Consider the following 10,215-nt stretch of genomic DNA (forward strand, 5'->3'; position numbering starts at 1 on the left):
GTGCACGATGACGCTGTGGGTTACGGTCCGTTACTGAACAGCGGATTTCTCGACGAGTGGGCGGCCCGGTTACGCGACACCTCCCCCCGGCCCGTCGTGGGTGTCGTGCTGCGTGGCAGCCACGCCCGACGGGCCGCCACCGCATTCAGTGACGTCGACATCGATGTTCTGGTCAGCGGGCCACCGCACACCGCCCGCCCGGCGTACCTGGCGGACGCCGGGGACCGGCTGGCCCACGTCTCGGTCGCGGTCCGCGACGTGGTGTCCTGGCTGGCCCGGCTCGACGAGCCCGCCGACTGGGCCCTGGGGCTGCCGGTCACCGCACCGGCCCGACTGCTCTGGGCCGAGCCCGGCTGGCGGTCCCGACTCGACCTGCCGGTGGTCCGCCACCCACCGGGCGTACCGCGCCTGGAGGATCTCGTCGCCACCCTCGGTAAGGTCGCCGGTGCCTGTGCCGCCCAGGACCCGCTCGGCGCCCGGCTGGCCGCCGGCGATCTCGCCCTGGCCTGCCCGTCGGTACTGCGGCTGGCCAACCCGCCGGTGACCGTGGCCTCCCGGCGGGCCGCGCTGGGTGCCGCGCTGGACCTGCCGGTCGCGCCGGCGGGCTACCGCGACGACATGCTGACCTGCCTCGGGCTCCGGCCCGCGTCGACCCAACAGTTGTACGCCTCGGCGGGCCGCCTGGTCGCCGGGACGATCGCCCTGGTCCGGCCGTACGCCGACCAACTCGTGACAGCCGTCGGCACCGACCTCGCCACCGCACTGGCCGACGGCCGACTGGACCGCTACGTCGCCCAGTTGGCGCAGCACTCGTGGCCGCTCCGGGCCCGGTCCAGTGATCCGGGCCGCGCCGACCGGGCCGGGGCTACGCTCCCGTCGCCGGGTACGGAACAATCGGGCACTGTGCCCGTACCCGATGTGACTGAAGCTGGCGCTCCCGCCACCCCGCCCGTACCGGAGCGCACCGGCCCGGCTCGCCCCACGGCGCTCGCCCCGGACATCGCCGCCCGGCTGCGCCGCACCCCCGACGGCCTGGTCGCCGCAGTGGTCCGCCAACATGACACCGGCGAGGTGCTGATGCTGGCCTGGATGGACGACGAGGCGCTGCATCGCACCCTGACCACCGGGCGGGCCACCTACTGGTCGCGTAGCCGGCAGGAGTACTGGGTCAAGGGCGCGACCTCCGGCCACCACCAGTACGTCCGGTCGGTGGCGTTGGACTGCGACGGTGACGCCGTGCTGGTCAGCGTCGACCAGGTCGGCGTGGCCTGCCACACCGGCACCCGGAACTGCTTCTCCGACGAGTTGCCGGTCACCGGACCGCAACCGGACGGGTTGCCGGTCACCGGACCGCAACCGGACGGGTTGCCGGTCACCGGACAACCGACCGTCGGCGAACCGGGGGAGCCAGCATGACCAGCGGTGCGGTGAGCCCGGACGAGGCGACCTTCCACGACCTGGCCCGGCGGCGCCGGGTGGTGCCGGTCACCCGGCGACTGCTGGCCGACGGGGAGACCCCGATCGGCGTCTACCGCAAGCTGGCCGGCGGGCCGGGGACGTTCCTGCTGGAATCCGCCGAGCAGGGGGCCGGATCGGCGGGCATCGCCTGGTCGCGCTACTCCTTCATCGGTGTCCGCAGCAGCGGAACCCTGATCGAGCGGGACGGCAGGGCGCACTGGCTGGGTACCCCACCGGCCGGACTGCCGACCGATGGCGACCCGGTGACGGTGCTGCGCGACACCGTCGCGGCGCTGGTCGGTCCGGGCGGGCCGGTGACCGGACCGACGATGCCCCCGTTGACCGGCGGCATGGTCGGCTACCTCGGCTACGACCTGGTACGTCGGTTCGAGCGGCTGCCCGCGCTGGCCGAGAACGACCTCGGGGTGCCGGAACTCGGCATGATGCTGGCCACCGACCTGGTCGTGCTGGACCACTTCGAGGGGTCGGCGATCCTGGTGGCCAACGCGGTCCTGCCCGCACTGGACGACCCGGACCGGGACCGGCTGGCCGCCGCCGCCTACCACCAGGCGGTCGGCCGGCTCGACGCGATGACCAGCGCACTGTCCCGCCCGATCCCGCCGATGATCTCCACGGTCGAGAGCCCGCCGCCGGGCGAGGTGATCAGCCGTACGCCGGATGGCGGCTACCAGAAGGCGGTCGAGGTCGCCAAGGAGGCGATCCGGGCCGGGGAGTGCTTCCAGATCGTTCTGGCCCAGCGGTTCGAGCGACAGACCGAAGCGGATCCGCTCGACGTCTACCGGGTGCTGCGGGCGACCAACCCGAGCCCGTACATGTACCTGCTGCGCTTCGATGGCTTCGACATCGTGGGCTCCTCGCCCGAGGCACACCTCAAGGTGACCGGCGCGGCGGGCGGTGTCCAGCGGGCGATGTTGCACCCGATCGCCGGTACCCGGCCCCGCGGCGGAACCCCGGAGGCCGACAGTCGGCTGGCCGCCGAGTTGATCGCCGACCCGAAGGAGCGGTCCGAGCACGTCATGCTGGTCGACCTCGGGCGCAACGACCTGGGACGGGTGTGCCGGCCGGGCACGGTGGAGGTGCCGGAGTTCGCCACGATCGAGCGCTACAGCCACGTCATGCACATCGTGTCGACCGTGGTGGGAACGCTGCGCGAGGACCGCACGGCGTTCGACGCGCTGGCCGCCACCTTCCCCGCCGGCACCCTCTCCGGCGCTCCGAAGGTACGCGCAATGGAGATCATCGAGGAGTTGGAACCGACCCGCCGGGGCCTCTACGGCGGCACGGTGGGCTACTTCGGTTTCGGTGGGGACATGGACATGGCCATCGCCATCCGTACCGCCCTGTTCCGCAACGGCCGGGCGTACGTACAGGCCGGCGCCGGAATCGTCGCCGACTCCGATCCGGCCGCCGAGGACCGGGAGACCCGCAGCAAGGCCGCCGCTGTTCTGGCGGCCATTGCCGCGGCCGAGACGTTGCGGCCGGCCCGATGAGCGAGGCGAGGGCGTCCGAGGTCGACGAGGTGCGGGCCGGACGTCGGCAGTTGACCCTTGCCGTACTGCTGTGCCTGGCCGGGGCCGGGTTGGCCGTCTTCGCGGCGACCCGTACCTGGGTGGTGGAGTTGACCGTCCGTCCCGAGCCCCTGCCCGCCCTGCGGGAGCCGCGTACCGGTAGCGAACTGCTGCCCTGGCTCTCGGCACTGGCGGTGGTCGGCCTGGCCGGGACCGGCGCGGTGCTGGCCACCCGGGGAATGGGCCGACGGCTGCTCGGCGGGCTGCTACTGCTCATCGGGCTGAGCGTGACCGCCGGTGGCGGGTACGGCGCGGCCGGTCTGGTCCACGGTGACGTGGATCCGCAGTGGCCGGGGCTCTGCGTGCTGGGTGGTCTACTCGCGGCGGCCGGTGGCGCGATCACCATGGTCCGGGGACGGAACTGGCCGGCCATGGGTGCCCGTTACGAGCGCCGTACGGCTGGTACACCGGTCGTCGCCGAGCGGTCGCCCGTCGAGGGCGACCATCGGGTCGCTGCCCGGCGCACCGTGGAGGCGTGGGACGCCCTGGACCGGGGTGAGGACCCGACGGCCGGCTGACCGGGACTCAGGCCGCCCTTCTCGGTTCGTCGAGGGCCGGGCCGATCGGATCCGGTTGGCCCGGGCGGCCCGCCGGTTCGACCCGTACCGGGCTGGCCGGGCCGGCATCCGTCGCGGGCGACCCGGGCGGGGTGGTCTCCGCATCGGTCAGCGCGGCCACCATCCGGCGTATCTCCTCCCGTCGGCGGGCGCGGGCGCGGTCGGCGCAGACGGCGGCCCAGGCGTTGTCCCGCGCGATCCGGCCGCCCGCGTCGCCCACCACCGCCCGTTCGATTGTGTGCACCACGCCCACGGCGACCGATGCGACCGCCCGCGAGATGCTGCTCAGGTCGATCGCCGGTCCCGGCTCGACAGTTCTCATGGTCCACCCCACGCGACAAGATTCGATCTGCTGGTCGGGCAGCCTGCCGGATCCAGTCTGCCCCAGGCCCATGCTGCCCAGCCGGTATTTCGAGACGGTCATCCACCGGTCAAATCCAGTGACCCGGGAACCGGTCGGCCGACCGGCCGACCGCATCGATCAACACCGCGCTGCTCCGGTAGCTTCCTTGAGCTGCGTCACATCGGTGGTCGGATATGTCCCCAGCTCTGCCCGCCTGGAAGGGGCCTGACGTCGGCCGATGAGGCGTAGTGACATTGAGTGATGTCACGGTTACTCGAAGCCGGCTATTATGCACCAGCCCAATTCGTGAGGCACGCCATACCCCCGGCTGTGACTACTCTGTGGCGCCCCCTAGCATCGGCCCATGACACCCGGAGAGGGGAGTCCGCTGGTGACTGCTGAGCATGCGCACGAGGACGGGGCCGGTCCGGCGCCGTCCGCGAACGTGCTTGACGAAATCCTGGCCGGAGTGCGGGAGGACGTTGAGCGTCGACAGGAGCAGGTTCCGCTGGAGCGGATTCGGCAACTGGCCGCCGCCGCGCCACCGCCGAAGGACGCGTACGCGGCCCTGCGCCGCCCTGGCGTCGCGGTGATCGCTGAAGTCAAGCGGTCGTCGCCGTCCAAGGGGCAGCTGGCTGAGATCGCCGATCCGGCAGAGTTGGCCGGTGAGTACGCGGCCGGGGGAGCCCGCTGCATCAGCGTGCTCACCGAGGGCCGGTGGTTCGGTGGATCCCTGGACGACCTGGCGGCCGTTCGGGCCGCCGTCGACATCCCGGTGCTCCGTAAGGACTTCGTGGTCTCCAGCTACCAGGTGCACGAGGCCCGGGCGCACGGTGCCGACCTGGTGCTGCTCATCGTCGCCGCGCTCGAGCAGAACGTCCTGGTCGGCCTGCTCGAACGGATCGAGTCGCTGGGCATGACCGCCCTCGTCGAGGTGCACGACGAGGAGGAGGCCGACCGTGCGCTCGAGGCCGGCGCCCAGGTGATCGGCGTCAACGCCCGTAACCTGCGCACCCTCGAGGTCGACCGGTCCGTCTTCGAGCGGATCGCACCCGGCCTGCCGAACAGCGTTGTGAAGATCGCCGAATCGGGTGTGCGTGGCCCGCACGACCTGATCCGCTACGCCTCGGCCGGCGCCGACGCGGTGCTGGTCGGGGAGGGGCTGGTCACCAAGAAGAGCCCACGCGACGCGGTGGCCGAACTGGTCAACGCGGGCAACCACCCGGCCACCCCCCGTCCGGTCCGCTGACCGGACGGTCGGAGTGACGGTCAGCGAGAGGACGACGAACCAGATGAGCACGAGCGCACTCGCCCCGGAGGCCGGCCAGCTACCCGACGCCACGGGCCACTTCGGCCGCTACGGCGGTCGGTTCGTGCCCGAGGCGCTCGTCGCCGCGCTCGAACAACTCGACGCGGCCTACCGGCACGCCATGGCCGACGAGGCGTTCCAGGCCGAGTTCGGCGCGCTGCTGCGCGACTACGCCGGCACCCCGTCGCTGCTGTACCGGGCCGAACGGCTCTCCGCCCGGGTGGGTGCCCAGATCCTGCTCAAGCGGGAGGACCTCAACCACACCGGTGCGCACAAGGTGCGCAACGTGCTCGGCCAGGCGCTGCTCACCAAGCGGATGGGCAAGCGTCGGGTGATCGCCGAGACCGGTGCCGGCCAACACGGTGTGGCCAGCGCCACCGCCGCCGCCCTGCTCGACCTCGAGTGCGTGGTCTACATGGGGGAGGTGGACACCGAGCGACAGGCGCTCAACGTGGCGCGGATGCGGATGCTGGGTGCCACGGTCATCCCGGTCACCACCGGCTCGCGGACCCTCAAGGACGCGGTCAACGAGGCGCTGCGCGACTGGGTGGCCAACGTCGACGAGACGCACTACCTGCTCGGGACCGCCTCCGGGCCGCACCCGTTCCCGGCGATGGTGCGCGACTTCGTCCGGGGCATCGGGGTGGAGGCCCGCCAGCAGTGCCTCGACCTCACCGGCGCACTGCCGGACGCGGTCACCGCCTGCGTCGGCGGCGGCTCCAACGCGATCGGTATCTTCCACGCCTTCGTCGGTGACGAGGCGGTTCGGCTGTACGGGTTCGAGGCCGGCGGTGACGGCATCACCACCGGTCGGCACGCGTCCAGCATCACCGGAGGCTCCTCCGGCGTGCTGCACGGTGCCCGTACCTACGTCCTACAGGACGAGGACGGTCAGACGGTCGAGTCGCACTCGATCTCGGCCGGGCTGGACTACCCGGCGGTCGGGCCGGAGCACGCCTGGCTCAACGACACCGGCCGGGCGACCTACCTGCCGGTCACCGACGCCGAGGCGATGGATGCCTTCCAGCTGCTCTGCCGTACCGAGGGGATCATTCCGGCGATCGAGAGTTCGCACGCCCTCGCCGGGACTTTCAAGATCATTCCGGCGTTGACCGAGGAACTCGGGCACCAGCCGACCATCGTGGTCAACCTGTCCGGCCGGGGTGACAAGGACGTGCACACCGCCGGCACCTACTTCGGCATCCTCGACGGGGAGCAGGCATGAGCATCTCGGTGACGTTCGAGAAGGCCCGGGCCGAGGGACGCGCCTTCCTGGTCGGCTGCATGCCGGCCGGTTTCCCGAGTATCGACGGCAGCATCGCGGCCATGGTCGCGATGGCCGAGGCCGGGGTCGACGTGATCGAGGTGGAACTGCCCTACTCCGACCCGGTGATGGACGGTCCGGTGATCCAACGGGCCAGCGACATCGCGCTGGCGGGCGGCGTACGCACCCGGGACGTGCTGCGCATCATCGAGGCGGTCGCCGCCACCGGTGTCCCGGTTGTCACGATGACCTACTGGAACCCGATCGAGAAGTACGGACCGGACGCCTTCGCCCGGGACCTGGCGGCGGCCGGCGGCACCGGACTGATCACCCCCGACCTGATCCCCGACGAGGCCGACGAGTGGCTGGCGGCCTCCGACGCGTACGGCCTGGACCGCACCTTCCTGGTGTCCCCCTCGTCCACCGACGAGCGGATCGCCATGACGGTGGAGCACTGTCGGGGCTTCGTCTACGCCACCGCCCTGATGGGCGTCACCGGTGCCCGGGAACAGACCTCCGAGGCCGCTCCCGCCCTGGTCTCCCGGGTACGGGCGGTCACCGACCTGCCGGTTGGCGTGGGGCTGGGCGTGGGCAACGGTGCGCAGGCCGCCACGGTGGGCGGCTACGCCGACGGCGTGATCGTCGGCAGCGCACTCGTCCGGTGCCTGCTCGACACGCCCGACGAGACGACCGGCCTGACCGCCCTGCGTGCGCTCAGCGCCGAGCTGGCTGACGGCGTACGCGCCGGCCGAGGCTGACCCGTGCCGCACCATGCCGGCGTGACCCCGGCCGGACCGGGGTGCCGCCGGCAGGGGTGGCGACGGTAGCGTATGCAATCGTGAACCTCGCCTCACTGTCTCCCCAGGCGGCCCTGCCCAGTCCCAGCACTGCGGTCTGGCAGCTCGGCCCGGTTCCCATCCGGGCGTACGCGCTCTGCATCGTGCTCGGCATCGTGGTCGCCGCGGTGGTGACCGATTTCCGGTTGCGTCGCCGGGGCGTGGCCCCGTGGGCGGTGCTGGACATCGCCGTGTGGGCTGTCCCGTTCGGCATCGTCGGTGCCCGGATCTATCACGTGATCACCTCCCCGGAGAACTACTTCGGCGCCGGCGGCGAGCCGATCAAGGCGCTCTACATCTGGGAGGGCGGGCTCGGAATCTGGGGCGCGGTCGCCGGCGGTGCGGTCGGTGCCTGGCTGGCCGCGCGGCAGCTCGGCATCCCACTGAGCGTGGTCGCCGACGCGCTCGCCCCCGGCCTGCCCCTGGCCCAGGCGATCGGCCGGCTCGGCAACTGGTTCAACAACGAGCTGTACGGCGGCCCCACCACGCTGCCGTGGGGTCTCGAGATACACCAGATGGAAGCCGGCCGAGCGGTGCTCGACCCGGCCGGCCAGCCGGTCCTCGAACCGGGCCTCTACCACCCGACCTTCGCCTACGAGGCGCTCTGGAACATCGGAGTGGCGCTGCTGGTCTTCGTGGTCGACCGGCGTCTCAAGCTCGGCCGGGGACGGGCGTTCGCGCTCTACGTCATGGGCTACACGGCCGGCCGGTTCTGGATCGAGATGATGCGTACCGACCAGGCCAACGAGATCCTCGGCCTGCGGGTCAACGTGTGGACCGCCGGCCTGGTCTTCCTCGGGGCACTCGTCTACTTCATTCGGGTCCGTGGCCCCCGGGAGTACCTGATCCCGGTGGCACCCCCGGCCGCGCCCGGCCCGGAGACCCCGAAGGGCGACATCTCCCAGGTTGACGTGTCCCGTCGGGTAGAGGCCGCCCCGGTGCACGCCGGCTACCGGGTGGTGACCGAGGAGCAGTTCCAGGTGTACCGGGAGACCGGCGAACTGTCGACGGTGCCGGATCCGATCGACACCGCATCGGACCGGGCCGCCCCGGACACGGACCGGGGCGATGCCACCTCGGACGAGGTCGACACGACCTCTGACCGGGTCGACAGTGCTCCGGCCGGTGTCGACAGGGACACCGACAGCGCGGACAACACCGACCGAGACCGCTGAGCGAAGGAGCCGCGCCGATGCGTACGGCTGTGGTGGTGGGTGCAGGCATAGCTGGCCTGGCCGCCGCCGGTGCCCTGGCCCGGTCCGGGTGGCAGGTCACCCTGCTCGAACGCGCGGATCGGATACGGGCGGAACGTACCGCGCTGGTGCTGTGGCCCAACGGGGTACGGGCGCTACGGGCCCTCGGACTGGGCGGTGGGCTGGACGCCATCGCCACGACCCTGCCCGACGCCGGGGTACGCCGCCCCGACGGACACTGGCTGGTACAACCCCGGCCGACGGTGACCGAGCGTGCACCGGTGGTCGTCCACCGGGAGGATCTGCACGATGCCCTGATCGCCGGCCTCGGCGACCGGGTCGAGATCCGTACCGGCGTGACGGTGCGCAACGTCCGTGCGACGGCGGGGGAGCGCCCGGCGGTGGGGGATGGTCGGTCCACCCTTGAGGCTGATCTGGTGGTGGCCGCCGACGGCATCGACAGCGTGGTGCGTCGTCGGCTGGCACCCGAGTCCACGGTGGTCAGTTCCGGGTGTGCGGCATGGCGGGCGGTCATTCCGTGGTACCGCGCACCCCAACTTCCGCCGGACCGTCCGGTAGGTGGGGAGACCCTCGGTGCGGGCTACCGGTTCGTGGTGGCGTCGCTGGGAGACCGGGGCTCGTCGGGGGCATCTACCCGGGGCGGCATCTACTGGGTGGCGACCGCAGCCGGGGCATCCCGGCCGGAGCCACCCGAGACCCAGCTCGCCCTGCTGCGCCGGTGGTACGCCGACTGGCCGGCCCCGATCGGTGAGCTGCTGGCCGCCACCGAAGCCGACGACCTGATCCAGCAGGAGGTACGCGAGCTGCGGCCGTTGCCCCGGGAGTACGGCTTTCCGGTCGGTCCGGGTGGCTTCGTGCTGTTGGGTGACTCGGCCCACGCCATGCCGCACCATCTGGGCCAGGGGGCCTGCCTGGCCTTCGAGGACGCGGCGACCCTGCAGGCGGTGACCAGGGAGGCCGTCCCCGGCAAGGCGCTGTGCGCGGCGATTGAGTCGTACAGCGGGTTGCGTCGCCCCCGGACGGCGACCATGGTGCGGCAGACCCGTCGGCTGGCGGCGGTGCTACAGACCCGGGGTCGGCTGGCCCTGCGGGCCCGGGACGTCGCCCTGGGCCGGATCAACCCGAGGCTGATGGGTAGCGCCGCCACGGCGGCTGCCCAGTGGGAACCGCCGGCCTGACGGTCGTCGGTCTGCCCGGCGGGTCAGCAGGGGTTGTAGGCCGTACCCGATGCCTTCAGGGTGCGCCCGTTGGTCAGCGTCACGGTCATCGACCAGGGTGCCGAGCCGCCGAACAACTCGCTGACCTCATAGATGTTCGGCGGGATCTCCCCGTAGACGGTGTTGCCGCTGACCGAGAGGCTGTAGGAGCCGGAGCTGCTGCCGCCGTGCCAGCCGGTCGCACTACGCGGCGTCCCGTTGCGTACGGTCCCGCGTAGGTTGATCACCCAGCCGCCGCCGCCCGGCCACACACATTTGGTCCCGGCGCTGGCCGACAGGGACGCGGCCGGTGGGGGAGCCGTGGTTCGTTTGGGTGGTGGTGGCGGTGTCGTCGGCGGTCGCTGGGACGTCTTGGTCGGCGGTGTCGTCGTCCGGCTCGGGCCGGCGGCGGTTGGCGTCGGCGTCGGGGTCGGGGTCGGGGTCGGGGT

Annotated in this window: 8 protein-coding genes and 2 pseudogenes; 8 read left to right on the plus strand and 2 right to left on the minus strand. The window is 72.1% G+C overall.

Annotation, left to right across the window (positions count from 1 at the left end; genetic code table 11):
- Positions 1-15: 15 nt before the first annotated feature.
- The 3 genes from hisI to ACFQ4H_RS28060 are packed head-to-tail and all read left to right on the plus strand — an operon-like array spanning position 16 to position 3,565.
- A complete protein-coding gene (gene hisI, locus ACFQ4H_RS28050; protein ID WP_377576419.1) occupies positions 16-1,416 on the plus strand; it encodes a phosphoribosyl-AMP cyclohydrolase in 1,401 nt (466 codons plus the stop codon).
- The gene (locus ACFQ4H_RS28055; protein ID WP_377576422.1) at positions 1,413-2,969 is read left to right on the plus strand and encodes an anthranilate synthase component I; all 1,557 of its coding nucleotides are present in this window, start codon (positions 1,413-1,415) and stop codon (positions 2,967-2,969) included. Before hisI ends, ACFQ4H_RS28055 begins: the two co-directional genes overlap by 4 nt.
- The gene (locus ACFQ4H_RS28060; protein ID WP_377576425.1) at positions 2,966-3,565 is read left to right on the plus strand and encodes a Trp biosynthesis-associated membrane protein; all 600 of its coding nucleotides are present in this window, start codon (positions 2,966-2,968) and stop codon (positions 3,563-3,565) included. The genes ACFQ4H_RS28055 and ACFQ4H_RS28060 overlap by 4 nt, the downstream gene beginning before the upstream one ends.
- A 124-nt stretch (positions 3,566-3,689) precedes the next feature.
- Here ACFQ4H_RS28060 and ACFQ4H_RS28065 read toward each other — a convergent pair.
- Positions 3,690-3,926 (minus strand): annotated as a pseudogene (locus ACFQ4H_RS28065) (hypothetical protein); the annotation flags it as partial.
- A 466-nt stretch (positions 3,927-4,392) separates the two neighbouring features.
- On the opposite strand from ACFQ4H_RS28065, the gene trpC reads away from it, so the two are divergent.
- From trpC to ACFQ4H_RS28090, 5 genes are all read left to right on the plus strand, one after another.
- Positions 4,393-5,196 (plus strand): indole-3-glycerol phosphate synthase TrpC, encoded by an 804-nt coding sequence (gene trpC / locus ACFQ4H_RS28070; RefSeq protein WP_377576438.1) that lies wholly within the window; start codon positions 4,393-4,395, stop codon positions 5,194-5,196.
- A 43-nt stretch (positions 5,197-5,239) separates the two neighbouring features.
- Entirely contained in the window at positions 5,240-6,481 is a 1,242-nt protein-coding gene (trpB, locus tag ACFQ4H_RS28075; protein ID WP_377576428.1) for a tryptophan synthase subunit beta, read from the plus strand.
- On the plus strand, positions 6,478-7,278 hold the full coding sequence (trpA, locus tag ACFQ4H_RS28080) for a tryptophan synthase subunit alpha (RefSeq protein WP_377576431.1): 801 nt from the start codon (positions 6,478-6,480) through the stop codon (positions 7,276-7,278). The genes trpB and trpA overlap by 4 nt, the downstream gene beginning before the upstream one ends.
- An 80-nt stretch (positions 7,279-7,358) precedes the next feature.
- On the plus strand, positions 7,359-8,531 hold the full coding sequence (lgt, locus tag ACFQ4H_RS28085; protein ID WP_377576433.1) for a prolipoprotein diacylglyceryl transferase: 1,173 nt from the start codon (positions 7,359-7,361) through the stop codon (positions 8,529-8,531).
- Positions 8,532-8,548: 17 nt separating this feature from the next.
- The gene (locus tag ACFQ4H_RS28090) at positions 8,549-9,748 is read left to right on the plus strand and encodes an FAD-dependent oxidoreductase (protein ID WP_377576436.1); all 1,200 of its coding nucleotides are present in this window, start codon (positions 8,549-8,551) and stop codon (positions 9,746-9,748) included.
- 23 nt (positions 9,749-9,771) lie between these two features.
- Here the strand turns inward: ACFQ4H_RS28090 and ACFQ4H_RS28095 are convergent.
- Positions 9,772-10,215: pseudogene (locus ACFQ4H_RS28095) on the minus strand (hypothetical protein); the annotation flags it as partial.

Source organism: Micromonospora sonneratiae, assembly GCF_042679305.1.
GTDB classification, from domain to species: Bacteria; Actinomycetota; Actinomycetes; order Mycobacteriales; family Micromonosporaceae; genus Micromonospora_H; species Micromonospora_H sonneratiae.

What these genes read in the sequence shown, in the direction of transcription:
- ACFQ4H_RS28060 (WP_377576425.1), top strand. Translation starts at nt 2,966, where the DNA reads ATGAGCGAGGCGAGGGCGTCCGAGGTCGACGAGGTGCGGGCCGGACGT.
- trpB (WP_377576428.1), top strand. Translation starts at nt 5,240, where the DNA reads ATGAGCACGAGCGCACTCGCCCCGGAGGCCGGCCAGCTACCCGACGCC.
- ACFQ4H_RS28090 (WP_377576436.1), top strand. Translation starts at nt 8,549, where the DNA reads ATGCGTACGGCTGTGGTGGTGGGTGCAGGCATAGCTGGCCTGGCCGCC.
- ACFQ4H_RS28055 (WP_377576422.1), top strand. Translation starts at nt 1,413, where the DNA reads ATGACCAGCGGTGCGGTGAGCCCGGACGAGGCGACCTTCCACGACCTG.
- trpA (WP_377576431.1), top strand. Translation starts at nt 6,478, where the DNA reads ATGAGCATCTCGGTGACGTTCGAGAAGGCCCGGGCCGAGGGACGCGCC.